This window comes from Haloarcula amylolytica JCM 13557 (genome assembly GCF_000336615.1).
GTDB lineage: Archaea > Halobacteriota > Halobacteria > Halobacteriales > Haloarculaceae > Haloarcula > Haloarcula amylolytica.
This window is the reverse complement of the sequence record NZ_AOLW01000015.1, coordinates 188,133-203,072: the sequence shown is the minus strand read 5'-3', so window position 1 is coordinate 203,072 and position 14,940 is coordinate 188,133. Positions and strand designations below refer to the sequence as shown.

The window sequence follows — 14,940 nt, the reverse complement described above, 5'->3', positions numbered from 1 at the left end:
TGAACGTCCCGGATTTCGGCCGGCCGCGACAGGCAGGCGCGCTCTCGCTCAGGGACAGTCCGATTCGCTGACTGACTGGCGCTCCGCTCCCTGCTCGACGGCCCGCGTCTCGCCGTCCGGGACAGTTACGGTCATCGCCTGGCCGCCGTAGCCGTGAGTCTGGTCGTGGCCGCGGACCACGACGCAGGCCACCTCGTCGGGAACCGGGAGCGTCTCCGAGCGGGTGAACGGGTCCGTCGAGTGGGCGTGCCGGAGGTCCCGGCGGCCAAGTCGGTCGCCAGCCAGCGTCTCGACCTGCCACCAGTTCGCGTAGCCGTCCTCGCCGTCGTCGTCGTGATAGAGTGTTACGTCGAAGCGGTAGTCGCCGCCGCTCTCGTCCGTGAGTTCGACCCCGACGACGTTGGCCTCCCGCAGGTCGAGTTCTGTGGCTGTTTCGGTCTGTCCAGCAGTCGACTCCTGGTCTGTCGCAGTAGCGGCGTCTGTCTCTGCCGCCGTGGCCGTCGCTGTCGGCTCGCTCGCGCCGCCGTCGCGTTGCCCGGTTTCCGCCCCCGATTCGACCTCGAACTGCGTACAGCCAGCGAACACCGACAGGGAGGTACCCAGAGCATAGAGCGTCCGGCGTCGGGTTGTGCGGGGCATACCGGATGTGTCGGGGAGAGATGTCAAAAAGGGAGATGCCAGTGGGCGGACAGCGGAATCCGCGCTACAGGGCTGGCCTGTCGCTACTCGTACAGCGTGTACTCGTCGGTCAGTTCGTCCACGCGGTCGCTGACTTTCGCCACGACATCGTCGTCGTGTGGAGCGTCGACGACTTCGTAGATGAAATCGGCGACCTCGCGGCAGGCGTCCTCGTCGAAACCGCGGGTGGTGAGTCCGGGCGTACCGGCGCGGATGCCCGAGGGGTTGAACGCCGAACGAGTCTCGCCGGGGACGGTGTTGGCGTTGAGGACGATGCCGGCCTCTTCGAGCGCTTCCTCGACTTCCTTGCCGGTGGTGTCGGGATGGGACGGACGGAGGTCGATGAGCACGAGATGGTTGTCCGTGCCGCCGGAGACCAAGTCCAGGCCGTGTTCCTTGAGTCGGTCACCGAGGGCGACCGCGTTGTCGACGGTCTGCTGGGCGTATTGCTCGAACTCGGGGGCCAGCGCCTCGCCGAAGCCGACGGCCTTGCCGGCGACGTTGTGCATCAGCGGGCCGCCCTGAGAGCCGGGGAACACCGCGCTGTCGATGTCGTCGGCGTACTCCTCGTCGCACATGATGATGCCACCGCGGCCGGCGCGGATGGTCTTGTGCGTCGAGCCGGTGACGAAGTCGGCGACGCCGACCGGCGACTCGTGGACGCCGGCGGCGACGAGGCCGGTGATGTGGGCAATATCCGCGAGGTGGTAAGCATCAACTGCGTCGGCGGCTTCCTGAATGCGCTCGAAGTCGACTTCGCGCGGGTACGCGGAGTAGCCCGAGACGATGATGTCCGGCTCGAACTCCTCGGCGTGGTCGTGCAGTCCCTCGTAGTCGATGTAGCCGGTCTCCTCGTCGACTTTGTACTGTTCGACCTCGTAGACCTGCCCGGCGAAGTTCGCCGGGTGACCGTGCGAGAGGTGGCCGCCGTGCGTCAGGTCCAGCGAGAGGATCTTGTCGCCGGGTTCGAGCACGCCGAGGTAGACGCCCATGTTGGCCTGCGAGCCGGAGTGTGGCTGGACGTTGACGTGGTCCGCGCCCCACAGTTCCTTCGCGCGGTCGATTGCCAGCTCCTCGACGTCGTCGGCGTACTCGCAGCCGCCGTAGTAGCGTTCGCCGGGGTAGCCTTCGGCGTACTTGTTCGTCAGTTCGGAGCTCTGTGCCTCCATCACAGCTTCGCTGACGTGGTTCTCGCTGGCGATCATCGCCAGCGTGTCGTTCTGCCGGCCTCGTTCGCCCTCCAGGGCGTCTGCGACTGCCGGGTCCGCTTCCCGTACGGTTTCGTAGCTCATGTATCCGAGTCAGGACCGATACGACAATAATCTACCCTTTGGCCCACGCATGTGTAATGTTATCGCACATTGTCCGGTGCCGCGGGTACAGTTGGGGTGACGACGTCCTGACACCCGTACGTATATATCAGATGACGTTCCACATGTCTATGCATGGTCACCTGGGGGGTGGCAGGCGAGCGGGTGGACCGGAACAGCAGTAACCCGCCGGAGTGGGATGGAGAAACGGTCGACCCGAGCGCACTGGTGCGCCAGTTACACGATCGAGAAGGTACGGACGGCGAACAGTTACCACACCGTGTCGACGACTGCTACAGCGGGTCCGTCACCGAGTTAGCACTGCCGGCGGTGGATGCCACGGTAACCCGAGTCGCTACTGACACGAATACTGGAGTAGTTGATTCACCGACGACCCTAGAGGAGGGGGAGTACCTGCTGACGATGGAGGCCCGTGCTGCGGATAGCGACCGAGGGTCGCCGTTGGGCGTCGTTGACGACATTCGGATCCACGTCCGCTTCGACGGGCCGGCGTCGCTCCACTCGGCCGGCATTACCTCTGTCCTCGGTTTCCAAGAGCCGACGAGTATTACCGTCGGGTTCGTCTGGGAGACGAGCGCGGAGCGACCGCATCTACAGGTCCCCGCGACACCTGCAGGACTCGCAACGGCGATTACTCATCTGAGCGGGGCCCATCACACGATGCAGCCGTCCCGCTCACATCCGGAACTCCGCGGCCATCCGCCGATAGTCACGACCGGCGAAACAACCCGGATTCCCGAACCGGTTCGGCAGAACCGTCCGGAGACCGGCATCACACTCCGCGTTCCGGAGTGCGAGGCTGAACTACTCGTCAGCGCCCCGCTGGCGTACTATCTCGGGGCCGAAGTGAGAGTCGAGTCACGGGATGCGGCGCTGTTGACGGCCGACGGCACATCGGTACATTTCTCTTTCGACGCGTGGCCGTCGCTACAGACCGGCGTCGCGGCGCTGCTCCGGAAGGTGTTCTACCTCGACTGTCTGGTCAGACGCGTCGATCCGGCCGAGAGTGGCGCTCGTATCACGTCCGCGCTCTCGCTCGACCCGAACACAGTTCGGTCGCTGTCGCCGGCTGGACGGCTCGAGCGGTACATCGATGTCTCCGACGAGGCCGTGAACTCGATTCTGCCGGAGTGGCCCCTCTCGACGTACGTCTCACCCGAACCGGAACGGGTCCGCTGCCTGCCGTTCCTGCTCGACCGGCTCAGTCTCATCTACTTGCCGGACAGCTCCCGGCTCGACCAGGATGAGCTTCTCGACAGGACGCTGGCGGACTCGTATCTGAGCCGCGGTTCGGCCGAGCGCCCACCGGTCATCGAGCCGAACCTGCGCGAGGGCCAACTGCACTCGTGGCTCGCGCCGGGGAACCCGATAGACGCCTGCAAAACGCCGGCGGAGGCGTACGTGAACCGATACCGGAGTCAGAACCGAGACGCCGACAGCCAACGGGTCGCGGTCGTCCTCAACGACGAGGAGATGGCCGGCGAACACACGGAAGTCACGGAGATATATCGGGCCGCGGACCTGCCGATGGACGTCCAGGTCAGCGAACTGCTGTCGGTCAACGAACTGGCCGACGTGTTCGAACAGCCGGCCGATTTCGTCCACTTCATCGGCCACTGCGACGAGGAAGGACTGCGCTGTCCCGACGGTAATCTGGCGCTGTCGTCGCTGTCGGAAGCCCGAACGCAGACGTTCTTCCTGAACGCCTGTGGCTCCTACGATGAAGGGCTTGACCTCGTCAAACAGGGCGCGGTCGCCGGTGCGGTGACACTCACCGACGTGCTGGACAAACACGCCGCCCTGGTCGGGACCGCATTCGCGCGACTGCTCAGTAACGGATTCAGCATTCAGCGAGCGCTGGAACTCGCTCGCCGGCGGATAATGATGTGCAAGGACTACGCGGTCGTCGGCGACGGGACCTACTCTATCGTTCCCAATCCCGCACACCCCGCAGTCGTCTGGGTCTCCAAAGGGGAGACGGGATTCGACGTCCAGTGTACGGTCGTGTCCCCGGAACGGCCCGGTGAGAGCTACCGCCTGCCGTTCGACGACAGCGCCGCGCTGAACGGCGAACAGACGAGCCACTCGCTCGGCGCTACGGAGTTGGCCGACGCGCTGGGACAGACCTCACTGCCCGTCATCTTCGACGGGGAGTTTCACTGGTCCGACGACCTCGCTGCGCGTCTCCGGACGGACTTCTGACGAGCGCGAAGCTGTCAGACTCCGTGATGGAAGCCGAGACGGCCGCCATCTATTTTCGAACCGGCCACCCGAGGAGCCGTGTTGATGCGACACTCTCCGTACGCACTCAGGTACAGATTTGATACTGTGCTCCAGTCGTGGCTTCCGGCGGGTAGGAGACAGTGACAGTAACCACTGATTCGAGCGAATTCGCGCGACGACAGCGAGCAGAACAGGTGGTTCAGTCCGTGAGGCGAACGGCTTCTGCTTAGGACAACTGACCGATATTTTATCGCTGTCCGCCGGTGGGTGTTGTCGGAATGTTGGCGAAATCAACACAGTTTGGCCGGTAAAATTAAATATAATAATACACTATATACTGGCAAGGGACAATGACTGAAAATCTCCTGCAAGACGACGTCGGGTCTATGTTGACCACGGTGTTTGGGGCAACTGACGAGCCGGTGTACGTCGTGAACCCGTCGCGGCGGACCATCTCTGAGCTTGTATCGACACTGGACGCAGATTCGGGCGCTCCCGAAGTTCGGCTGCTCGCCGACGAGCGCGCACTGAAAGACGTCATGGACGACTTCCTCGTTGCGAGCACCGCAGCCGACCTCATCGACGAGGAGCGGCTCACGATGCGACTGCTCGACGACGTGCCGAACCACTCGGTCGCGGTAACTGTCGATACGGTGTACGCGCTCGTCACCATCAGCGACACGGTCGGCGGTCTCGGGACCGACGACGCGGCGTTCGTCGACAACGCCTACGACTACTACGGCTCGACCTGGGAAGACGCCGACGAGTACTCGCTCCGGACACCGCCGCTCAACCGCGTCCAGAGCACGCTGGAAGCCGACATCGGCCCGGAAACCGCGTCGGACTTCAACGACGTTCTCAGCTCTCTGTCGACGGCTCGCGGCGACGGCGACGGCCTCGACGAGGTCACCATCAGCCTGCTCGTGGCCGCACGGAACGGCGAACTGCTGTACGACATCAGCAAATGGGGCGAAGACGTCGGACTGGCGAGCAAGGCGACGTTCTCGCGGACGAAGACGAAGCTCGAAGACATGAACCTCATCGACACGGAGAAGGTCCCGATCGACGTGGGCCGACCGCGGCTCCGCCTGATGCTCGGTGACGACCGGCTCAAAGACGCCGAGCCGGACGAGCTGGCCTCCGTGGCTCAGTCGATCCTCGCCGCGTAGGTTTTTCCCGCTCCACCGCGAGGGGTTCGGCATGCAAACTGTCGAAGTCGTCGGGCGTGGACCGGCCGTCGACGCACTCACTGCGTTTCTCGCTGATATCGACATTACAGTAGCACAGCCGTCGACACCGGCGGACAGCAGTGGCGACCTCGCCGTCGTCGTCGATACCGTCGGGTCAGAGACGTTTGCGGCGTGGAACGACCGAGCGAAAGGCGATGACGTCCCATGGGTCGCCGTCGAACTGGGCGGCGTCGGCGGCGTCCCGGTGACCGACGCCGCGATCAGCGGCTTCGGACCCGAGACGGGCTGTTTCGACTGTCTGCGGACTCGGGTCGAGGCGACGGTCGACGATACCGAGGAGATCACAGAAGCCCCGGCGGCGGCCACGCAACGATTCGCGGGAGCGCTGGCTGGTCGACTGGTCACCCGATTTCTCGATGGGGACGCTGCCCTCTTCGGGACAGTTACGGAACTCCCACATACGCAGCGCCGGTTCCTCCCCGTCCCGGGCTGTGACTGCAGTGAGACGCCGAGCCGTACCCTCGGCGACGGTCGCCGAACGGCCCCGGACAGCGAGGCGCTCTCGCGGGCGGAACTGGGCCTCGACGACCGGGTCGGTATCGCCACGGAGGTCGGCGAAGTCGAGTCGTTCCCCGCCCCGTACTACCTGTCGACGCTCGCCGACACCGCCGGTTTCAGCGACGTGTCGGCCGCCGCCAAGGCCGCCGGTGTCGCTATCGACTGGGACACGGCGTTCATGAAAGCGCTGGGCGAGAACTACGAGCGGTACGCGGCCGGGGTCTACCGAGACGGGAATCTGCGGCACGGGACGGTCGTCGATGTTCCGGATGCCGTCGCACCCGACGCGTTCGTCAGGGACGAAGCCGAATGGGACGACTCGACGGCGCTTCCCTGGGTCCCGGCCGAAAATCTGCTGACCGACGAACGGCGGTCGCTTCCCGCCGAAACCGTCCACTATCCGCCGCCATCGGACGCCGTCAGACCGGCAACGACGACCGGGCTGGGGCTCGGAAACACCGTCACAGAGGCACTGCTGACCGGGCTGTACGAGGTCATCGAGCGCGACGCCGCGATGCTGTCGTGGTACTCGACGTTCGAGCCGCTTCGAGTTGCCGTCGACGACCACGAGCGGTACGACACGCTCCGGCGTCGCGCGGCGTCCGAGGGGCTCGACGTGACGGCGCTGTTACTGACACAGGACGTGGACGTGCCGGTCATCACCGTCGCACTGGAACAGGACGAGTGGCCTCGCTTCGCACTCGGCACCGATGCGGATCTGGACCCGGGTACGGCCGCCGTCGGTGCGCTGGAAGAGGCGCTCCAGAACTGGATGGAACTCGACAGCATGGGTCCCGAGGCGGCCATGGACGCACAGGGAGCAATCGGGCGCTACGCCGAATCACCCGGCGAGGGGGCCGACCTGACGGCCACCGAGACGGCGGTCCCGCTGGACTCGCTCGGCCCCGACGCAGACCTCTCCGGCGAGGCGGAGCTAGAGACGTTGTGTGACCGGGCAGCTGACGCAGGACTCACGCCCTACGGAGCGCGGCTGACGACGCGCGACCTCGAACAGCTCGGATTCGAGGCGGTCCGCGTCGTCTGTCCGTCGGCACAGCCGCTGTTCTTCGGTGATTCGTTCTTCGGCGAGCGGGCCGAATCCGTGCCTGCTGACCTGGGCTTCGAGCCGCGGCTCGACAGGGAGCATCATCCGTTCCCGTAGCAACAGCCGACGAGCGAGAGTCAGATACCGGACAGTCCGTATTCAGATGCCGAACGTCGCCCGCAGCATGTCCCGCGTCCCCGGCCCGAGGCCGACTGCGGTAACAGCGATGAGCAACAGCAGTGCGTACCGCGGGCTGTCGTCGATAAACTCCTGGTTGAACAGCGAAACGACCAGCGAGGCGACGGCGAGCTTAACAATCAAGAACGGCCACGACGTGCCGATAGCAGCAGTCAGACCGGCAGACTGGAGAGATTCGGTGGCTTCAATGATGAATGCGTTGGCCGGGTGTTTCGGGTAGTACGTCAGCGGGACGTTGAGCGCATCGAGCCAGTCGGCCAGCAGGACGTTCGCGACGCCGTCGATGGCGTGGCCCCAGATGACCAGCAAGCCGATATAGCCGGTTCCGTCGTTCAGCGCCGGTCGATAGGACTCGAACAGGCGGTACAGACCGTACGACAACGCCGACGCCAGTGCGACAGTCGTGATGAGGACCGACGGGTACAGCGTCGCGTACTCGCGTGTGAGCGCGACAACCGTAAGATAGAGCAGCGTCACGGCGACGAAAATGCTACCAACAGCGCCGGTCGTCCAGTAGTAGCTGTCGACGACGCCGCGCTGTTCGAGGTCCACACAGACGACGAGGACGAGCAGCGTCAGCAGGAACACCGTGCCGTAAATGACGGGACTGATGATGAGCGAACTCAGCGGGTACTCGACGATAGGTGAGACGCCGGCATCGACCGCGCGGTCGGTTGCATCCTCGACAGTCCGCAACGCGCCGCCGAGCAGCATGAACGGCACGAACGCGAAGTAGAGCTTCGGGTCCTCGGCGATGTCCAGTCGCTCGAGGAGGAAGTAGACGCCGACGAGCATATACACCAGAATCAACATGTAGCCGATCTCGGAGACGATAGTGTATCCCGGCTCGGCGATGAGCCGTCCCTCCTGAATAGCCGCCCTACAGCCATCGTACAGCGGTTGTGGTCCGGATGCAGTCATCTCGGCACAGCTGGCCGCCTTGGCGTCCGCGTACACTGGCCCCCAGAAGTACTGCCAGAGGAACCGATCCCAGACGGCCTTTGGAGCAGCCATGACAGCTCCGACCGCAACGAGGAGGACGGCAACGAAAGAGCCCACCCAGAGCTGGCCGGGCCCGTACTCATCGACGGCTCGCTCGAACGTTTCCATGGCCGAGTGACCGGTGGCAGGCGGTTTTAGCGTTCCGGTCCCATGTGCGTGGAGCGGACTTCCGCGAGCCAGACGCGGCGCGGTTTGATGGCGAAACTGTGTTCAATCCTCAGCGAGTGCCTCGTTGCCGGCCGCCACGAAGGCCTCGTGTGCCTCGCCGTTGGAGGCGACGACGGAATCGCTGTCGTGGGTCCAGGGCTCGCCATCGAGGTCAGTGACCGTGCCGCCAGCCCGTCTGACCATATGGACGCCAGCGAGCGTGTCCCAGGAGGCCATCGGGCGCGTGCAAACGAGTCCCTCGAGCGCCCCGTCGGCAACGTGTGCCAGCGTGGCCTGGAACGAACCCAGACGCCGGATGTCGCCGAAGCGGTCGCCGACAGCGCTACACAGCCGACCGAACTCGTCCCTGTCGTCGCGGTCCCACCAGCCGACAGGAGCCACGGCGAACGTCTCCGGGTCGGTTCGACCACTTACCGACAGTTCGGTCCCGTCTCGTGTCACACTTTCGGGGCCGGCGGCGTAGAGGTCGCCATAGGAGGGGAGATAGGTCACCGATGCGACCGGCTCGCCGTCGACAACTGCGCTGACGACCGTTCCCCACAGACGCATCCCACGGACGTAGTTCGCCGTCCCGTCGATTGGGTCGATGACCCACACAGAGCCGCTATTTGGGATGCTATCGACCGCTTCAGGCTCGGAGTCAACGTCCGGGCCAGCTAACGTTGAGAGGTCTTCCTCACAGAGGAACCGGTCACGGGGGAACTCCGCTCGAATCGTGGCGACGACTTGCCGCTGGGCGTCGCGGTCCGTCTCCGTGACGAGATCGTTTTTGTTGGCCTTCGATTCGACACTGAGGTCGCCCCGGAACTGCTCCCGGGCCACGACACCGCCAGCACGGGCCGCTCGCTCGGCGACCGCCGCCCGGTGGCTTGCATCTGTCATACCTGACGCTGGACCTCCCTTGTTCAAACCATCTCGCCTTCCAGCAAAACAGGGCCGACGGCCAGCGATGGGTTACTCTTCTTCGACAGCCTCGTCAACAGCGTCGAGAATGGCTTCAGCGATGTCCCGCGCCTCATTGGGCGTGTACAGGACCTGGTTCCCCAGTGACTGTTCAATACGGACGTAGCCGTCGTCGTCCTCAATGGAGAAAAACGCTGTATTCTCCAGCGGTGGCACATGCAGGCTCGCCCCCTCGGACTGATCTGTGGCCATGTTATCGTTTAGCACATAGGACGGCTTAAATCTACGGCTCTGGACAACAGCGGCCGTCCAGTTACAAATATTAATAATCAGACCCCAACGGCTTATACTCAGTCCAGATATGTACGTATATGGCATCGATACGTGGGGCACTTCGGTTCAGCAAGGACATCTCGGTTATCATGCTTTTGGGAGTCGTCTACGTCCTTGGGCTGAGCGTCGCAACGCTGATCAGTGCATCGGAGGAGCGACTGCCTCGGATACACGCTGTTGGTGGCGAGATACGGAGTCGGCTTCGTCGCCCAGTGTGAGACGCTCAGCAACCATGACACCAAAGCCACCGACCGGCACATGGAATCAGGTGGCTGTACCCGCAGCGTGTCTACTTGAATTGACGCATTTTCCCGATTACAGACTATCCGAGACAGTTTCTCAGTGCCTGTCGTAGTAGTTTCCCGGTGTAGTTCGACATTCACAAACGTGGATTCATGTTGACAGCCCCTGTTTTATCACCTTGCTTGAATTATCCGGCGGTGAACCCGCGGAGACATAGTCTACTAGTCTGATAGATATCTGCTTCACAACGTACATTAGTGCGTGAATAATGTGCTTTATTGATAGATGGCACGCCACACTGTGGTCATGGGTCGAAGAAATCGTGTACATTCAGAGGAGGAGAGGGGTTCTCATGAGAACTATTGTTATTAATGATGGATTATCCTACCCGACAGCTTTATTATACGCTGCTTTGACATGACACTCTGTGTGGAGGCCGTGCGGTACATATCAGAAATTCGGCATTGAACTCAGATAAAATGGGGCCTACTAGCCGTATTCATCGAAAGCCGCCCAGGGGAGTGGAGAGTGTATGCTACCAGACGCACCAGCGATAGCCGAGGTACGGGAATGACGATACAAGCAAATCAGGCAAATCAAGCGGGTCAGCAGGGGATCACGAAGACTGTAGACGAGTTTCTCGTCACGCCGGAGAGCGAAGTCACGCCGGTTTTGAGCGTCGTGATGCCCACCCTCAACGAGGAGAAAGGAATCGTCGAATGTATTGATCGGATCAAGACAGCGATCTCGGAGTTACGTGTGCCGACCGAGATCATCGTGAGCGACAGTTCGACCGACGCGACTCCGGAGTTAGCTCGCGAACGGGGTGCGACAGTCGTGACACCTGATGAACCGGGCTATGGCTATGCGTATCGCTACGCGTTCGACAAGGCACGGGGAGAGTACATTGCGATGGGCGATGCTGACACGACGTACGATTTCGAGATGATTCCCCAGCTCCTCGAACCGGTCCAGAACGGCGACGCGGACATCTGTATGGGGAGCCGACTGGAGGGCGAGATCCGGGACGGGTCGATGCCGCCACTCCACAAATACGTCGGAAACCCGCTGTTGACGCGGTTCCTGAACACGTTCTATGGAGCCGGTGTAAGCGATGCACACAGCGGCTTCCGTGTGTTCACCAAGGACGCGCTCGAAACGCTAGAGCTAGAGACGACCGGGATGGAGTTCGCCAGCGAGATGATTATGGAGGCCGGCGCGAACGACCTCACCATCGAAGAAGTCCCGATTATCTACCACGAGCGGGAAGGCGAGGAAACACTCGACAGTTTCAGTGACGGCTGGCGGCACGTCCGGTTCATGCTCGTGAACGCGCCGGACTACCTGTTTTCGTATCCGGCTCTGTTGCTAGTATCGGTCGGGGCAGTGTTGATGTCGCTATCAATCGCTCGGCTGTCGATCGGTGGCGTCAACTTCGGCATACAGACGATGGTCGGCGGGTCGTTGCTGGCAATCGTCGGGTATCAGGTCTGGACGCTCGCGCTGTTCAGTTCCATCGCCGCGAACCCGATAAACAAGCCCGAGGGTGTGCTTGTCGGCATGATACGGGAGCGGTTCCAGTTGGAGCACGGCGCGTCCATCGGCATTCTCGCGGCTGCAGTCGGCGTTCTGTACCTCGGGAGCGTGTTCGGACAGTGGCTGCTCGCCGGCGAGGCGGCGTTACCGTCAGCTACAGCGACCCTTCTGGCCTCGACAGTCGTGGTGCTGGGGCTACAGACAGTGTTCGGGTCGTTCTTCATGAGTATGCTAGCAGACAGCAGCTAACCGTTGACTGTCGCTTTAGCGGGATTGGTCAGTTCTGCGTACACCTGCTAGGGCACGTTCCGTTCTCGACGCAGTCGATGTCGGGCTGTGTTCGGTTCTCGGCAACGAACTGCCACTCGTTTCGGCCTACACTGTCGGTGCCGTTGGAATAGGAAAGTTGTCTGTACAGCCCGTTGTAGTTCATCACGCTGTCGTACTCTGTCTGGGAGTACCGCTCCTCGTCGATACCGTCCTGATGGGCGTCAAGCCCCATCGCGTGCCCGAATTCGTGCATGAACAGCGAGGCGGTGACTTTCGGTGAATCGAACCGCTCCATCGCCGCGATTTCAGGTCGGCCCGCGCCGACGAAGTAGTCGTCCCCGTTGTAGGCGACGTCGTCAGTTAGCAGGACGTAGTAGTAGCCGTCAGCACGGTGCTCGGAGTGGTTGGCCCGGAAGTCGTAGATGTCGTTCCCGGCACCAGCACGGGATTTCGAGTGTACCGTCCCGTTGGCCGAGAGCTTCGTATCGTCTGTGACGAGATGGATATCGATCCCGGTGGAACCGTCGGGGTTCGAAACGGGTGCATTCTCAAACGTCTCGACAATGGATGTCCGGACCGGGTCGCTGAGCGTCGTTGACTGTGTGGAGTCGACTTCGACGTAGATGTCCGTTCGGAGCGGGTCTGCATCCGGAAGAGCCTGCTCACAGCGGACTTCCATGCCGTCCGGATAGCCGTCGCCGTCCGTGTCCGCGTCGGTCGGGTCAGTGCCGTAAACGGAGCGCTCTAGCGAATCCGACAGCCCGTCGCCGTCTGTATCAGTGGCGTTCGAATCGGCCTGAGCCTGCTGTACGTCCGGAGTATCGGCCCCGCCACCGCTAGCAGTGTTCACCTGCGGCGACGTCCCGGCGACTGGAAACACGACACCGGCGAGAAGCAGCGTCACGAGGACGACGGCACCGACGCGAACCGTCGACAGGCGACAGAACCAGTTGTTCGCGAGACGGCGGGCGCCAGCTGAGATGTCTGTGAGCATAGTTCTAATATTAATACTGATTCCAATAGCTACATTTAGCTGAGTTCCCGAATTCCGACACAACGTGAACTCAGACCATTCATGACTCAGAATTTTCGAGTGACGGTTAAGTAGATAATCCCCTAAATATCAATATCGATTTCGATACTAGGTGCGGACCTATCTCTGAAGGACTCGGCTGTGTCTGTCGGTATCTTCAATGGGCTCGGTTCAGTAACCGAAGCTAATGCGTGTCACCCGGCGGTTCTGGCTCACGATCACTGCTATCGGTAGTCTCGTCGTGGGTGGTGGGCTGCTCGATGCGCCCCTGTTAGTCGTCGGGGCCGTCGGGCTCGCAGGCTGGCTGCTCGCAATGCAGTTTGCGTTCGTCCGTGGCGTTTCACGACTCGAGGACGAACTCACCGTCAGCCAGTCGCTCGACCGGTCCCGAATACGGACCGACGCCGAAACGAAGTACACTCTCGAAGCATCAGTTGCCGCCGCCGGCGATCACCTGCCGCTCTCCGTCGAGGCAAGGATTCCACTCGCAGCGCGGATGGAAGCGGGTACCTCTCCGGATATCAATCTCGATGCGTCGATGCAGTCCTCGTCGGTGACGCTTCCGCTCACCTGGGAGACTGTTGGCAACTACACCGTTCCCGGAGCCACAGTAACCGTCAGTGACGGCACCGGGCTGTTTACCCAGTCGTTCACGACGGCTCCCGGCCCCGAACTAGCAGTCGAGTCGCCGTCGGTCGGCCCGATTCACGTTGGCCAGAGCGGGAAACAGTTGCTACGCGGTGTCGGCGAGCACGATGCCCGGGGGCGGACGGGTGGCCTGTCAGCTGAGGAGATTCGAAAATATGTCCCGGGTGACGCACTGAAATACGTCGACTGGAAGGCGACTGCCAGACTAGACGAGACGCACGTCCGCAACTACGAGGCTGAGAGTAACCGTAGCGTGGTTCTCGTCCTCGATCACCGGCAGACTCTGCGTGATGGGACACCTGGCGAAACGAAGCTAGATCACCTCAAAGCGGTCGCCGCAGCGTTCCAGCAGCGTGCCGAAACGATCCGTGATCCCCTGGGCTATCTCACTATTGACGACGCGGGCGTGACGGAATCGAGAATCCCTGTGGCGAGAACCGAGGCCTACAGGTCGTGCCGGCATCGGATCAACGACCTCGACACCGAAACTGAGACGTCGGCAACAGCTACCACGAAAGCGGCTCACACCGGCAGGATGACAGGGACGGTGAACCCGACGGCGGACACACAATCACCGATGGAAACGACGTTGCTCGCGTATCGAGATGCCGCCGGATCAAAACGACACCTTCCCAACCAGCCGCTGTACAACGGGCTCCAGGCGGCACCACACGAGATACGCAGCGCGAACCTGCTGGTCATCTGTACCGACGACAGCAACCCGAGTGAGCTACGGAACGCGGTTGGACTGGCGAGACGCAACGCAACGGAGGTCGTCGTGTTTATGGCCCCATCAGTAGCCTTCGATACGGACCTCCTCACCGATCTCGATACCGCATACGAACGGTATCGAACCTTCGATCAGTTCCGGCGTGAACTGAACGAGGTCGATTCGGTGACAGCCTACGAGGTTGGGTCCCCGGACCAGATCTCGGCTATTCTGTCCGGCAGCCCAGCGAACACAGACCGGAGGGAGTACGCATGAGCGTCGCACTGAAAACGGCACGCTCGCGCCGATCACTACCCACCGTGCTCGGCCTGCTGGGCATCGTCGTGGCCACAGGCGGACTCGTCTGGGGCGGGCCGGTATGGCTTGGTTTCGTCGGTGTTGTCCTCGGCGGTCTCTACCTGTCCAGTACACCCGTTCTCGCGGTCGTGCTCGGACAGATAGCGCTCGTCACAGTCGATACACCATCACTGCTACCGCTCGTCCTCGTCGAAGGTGGCCTGTTCCTTGCGTTGCTTTCGGTAACTATCGAGACACCCGACAGGCGAGTCGCCGGCAGCCTCGTCGCACTTGTCGTTCCGCTGCTCGGCAGTCTCGCCTGGCTGTCGCTCTGGCGCTGGGACTTGGCCCCCCTCAGCGTCGGGGCCACCGTGGTTATCGGAATTGCCATCGTCGGCTATCTCTTCCATCGCTATCTGCTGATAGAACTCGACATCGTGACTGAAGACGCAGCTTCGGACCGTGATTTCCTATGAGCCAACCCGAGCCTACGCAACTGGACGCATCAGCCGATGACAGCACCCAACAGACGGATATTGTACGGGACCGCCAGACACTCGAAGCAGAGTTGGAAG

The 14,940-nt window shown here is 62.3% G+C and carries 12 protein-coding genes; 6 read left to right on the top strand and 6 right to left on the bottom strand.

Annotated features, from left to right (window positions below):
- Nucleotides 1-48: 48 nt before the first annotated feature.
- Entirely contained in the window at nt 49-639 is a 591-nt protein-coding gene (locus C442_RS06935; protein ID WP_008309024.1) for a hypothetical protein, read from the bottom strand.
- Nucleotides 640-722: 83 nt separating this feature from the next.
- Complete coding sequence (glyA, locus tag C442_RS06930; RefSeq protein ID WP_008309023.1) at nt 723-1,970, bottom strand: serine hydroxymethyltransferase; 1,248 nt, start codon at nt 1,968-1,970, stop codon at nt 723-725.
- Between the two features lie 153 nt (nt 1,971-2,123).
- Here glyA and C442_RS06925 point away from each other — a divergent pair, with 153 nt between their 5' ends.
- The 3 genes from C442_RS06925 (at nt 2,124) to C442_RS06915 (ending at nt 7,142) form a co-directional block, all read left to right on the top strand.
- Nucleotides 2,124-4,211, top strand: a complete 2,088-nt coding sequence (locus C442_RS06925; protein ID WP_008309022.1) for a hypothetical protein — start codon at nt 2,124-2,126, stop codon at nt 4,209-4,211.
- A 371-nt stretch (nt 4,212-4,582) separates the two neighbouring features.
- Nucleotides 4,583-5,401, top strand: coding sequence for a transcriptional regulator TbsP (tbsP, locus tag C442_RS06920; protein WP_008309020.1), 819 nt, complete (start codon nt 4,583-4,585; stop codon nt 5,399-5,401).
- Between the two features lie 31 nt (nt 5,402-5,432).
- Nucleotides 5,433-7,142: a YcaO-like family protein gene (locus C442_RS06915; protein WP_008309019.1), complete on the top strand. Its 1,710-nt coding sequence runs from the start codon at nt 5,433-5,435 to the stop codon at nt 7,140-7,142.
- A 42-nt stretch (nt 7,143-7,184) separates the two neighbouring features.
- On the opposite strand, the gene C442_RS06910 is transcribed toward C442_RS06915, so the two are convergent.
- The 3 genes from C442_RS06910 to C442_RS06900 form a co-directional block, all read right to left on the bottom strand.
- A complete protein-coding gene (locus tag C442_RS06910; protein ID WP_008309018.1) occupies nt 7,185-8,333 on the bottom strand; it encodes a DUF63 family protein in 1,149 nt (382 codons plus the stop codon).
- Nucleotides 8,334-8,435: 102 nt separating this feature from the next.
- The gene (locus C442_RS06905; protein WP_008309016.1) at nt 8,436-9,275 is read right to left on the bottom strand and encodes an inositol monophosphatase family protein; all 840 of its coding nucleotides are present in this window, start codon (nt 9,273-9,275) and stop codon (nt 8,436-8,438) included.
- A 72-nt stretch (nt 9,276-9,347) separates the two neighbouring features.
- Nucleotides 9,348-9,548 carry a hypothetical protein gene (locus tag C442_RS06900; RefSeq protein WP_004518094.1) on the bottom strand — a complete coding sequence of 67 codons (201 nt, stop codon included), beginning with the start codon at nt 9,546-9,548 and terminating at the stop codon, nt 9,348-9,350.
- Nucleotides 9,549-10,442: 894 nt separating this feature from the next.
- Between C442_RS06900 and C442_RS06895 the strand changes: the two genes are divergently transcribed.
- On the top strand, nt 10,443-11,657 hold the full coding sequence (locus tag C442_RS06895; protein ID WP_008309008.1) for a glycosyltransferase family 2 protein: 1,215 nt from the start codon (nt 10,443-10,445) through the stop codon (nt 11,655-11,657).
- Nucleotides 11,658-11,685: 28 nt separating this feature from the next.
- Here the strand turns inward: C442_RS06895 and C442_RS06890 are convergent, their stop codons facing one another.
- Entirely contained in the window at nt 11,686-12,672 is a 987-nt protein-coding gene (locus tag C442_RS06890; RefSeq protein WP_008309006.1) for a zinc metalloprotease, read from the bottom strand.
- 226 nt (nt 12,673-12,898) lie between these two features.
- On the opposite strand from C442_RS06890, the gene C442_RS06885 reads away from it, so the two are divergent.
- Nucleotides 12,899-14,344 (top strand): DUF58 domain-containing protein, encoded by a 1,446-nt coding sequence (locus tag C442_RS06885; RefSeq protein ID WP_008309005.1) that lies wholly within the window; start codon nt 12,899-12,901, stop codon nt 14,342-14,344.
- A complete protein-coding gene (locus tag C442_RS06880; protein WP_008309003.1) occupies nt 14,341-14,841 on the top strand; it encodes a hypothetical protein in 501 nt (166 codons plus the stop codon). The genes C442_RS06885 and C442_RS06880 overlap by 4 nt, the downstream gene beginning before the upstream one ends.
- Nucleotides 14,842-14,940: the final 99 nt, after the last annotated feature.

What these genes read in the sequence shown, in the direction of transcription:
- C442_RS06935 (WP_008309024.1), bottom strand. Translation starts at nt 639, where the DNA reads ATGCCCCGCACAACCCGACGCCGGACGCTCTATGCTCTGGGTACCTCC.
- glyA (WP_008309023.1), bottom strand. Translation starts at nt 1,970, where the DNA reads ATGAGCTACGAAACCGTACGGGAAGCGGACCCGGCAGTCGCAGACGCC.
- C442_RS06925 (WP_008309022.1), top strand. Translation starts at nt 2,124, where the DNA reads ATGGTCACCTGGGGGGTGGCAGGCGAGCGGGTGGACCGGAACAGCAGT.
- tbsP (WP_008309020.1), top strand. Translation starts at nt 4,583, where the DNA reads ATGACTGAAAATCTCCTGCAAGACGACGTCGGGTCTATGTTGACCACG.
- C442_RS06915 (WP_008309019.1), top strand. Translation starts at nt 5,433, where the DNA reads ATGCAAACTGTCGAAGTCGTCGGGCGTGGACCGGCCGTCGACGCACTC.
- C442_RS06910 (WP_008309018.1), bottom strand. Translation starts at nt 8,333, where the DNA reads ATGGAAACGTTCGAGCGAGCCGTCGATGAGTACGGGCCCGGCCAGCTC.
- C442_RS06905 (WP_008309016.1), bottom strand. Translation starts at nt 9,275, where the DNA reads ATGACAGATGCAAGCCACCGGGCGGCGGTCGCCGAGCGAGCGGCCCGT.
- C442_RS06900 (WP_004518094.1), bottom strand. Translation starts at nt 9,548, where the DNA reads ATGGCCACAGATCAGTCCGAGGGGGCGAGCCTGCATGTGCCACCGCTG.
- C442_RS06895 (WP_008309008.1), top strand. Translation starts at nt 10,443, where the DNA reads ATGACGATACAAGCAAATCAGGCAAATCAAGCGGGTCAGCAGGGGATC.
- C442_RS06890 (WP_008309006.1), bottom strand. Translation starts at nt 12,672, where the DNA reads ATGCTCACAGACATCTCAGCTGGCGCCCGCCGTCTCGCGAACAACTGG.
- C442_RS06885 (WP_008309005.1), top strand. Translation starts at nt 12,899, where the DNA reads ATGCGTGTCACCCGGCGGTTCTGGCTCACGATCACTGCTATCGGTAGT.
- C442_RS06880 (WP_008309003.1), top strand. Translation starts at nt 14,341, where the DNA reads ATGAGCGTCGCACTGAAAACGGCACGCTCGCGCCGATCACTACCCACC.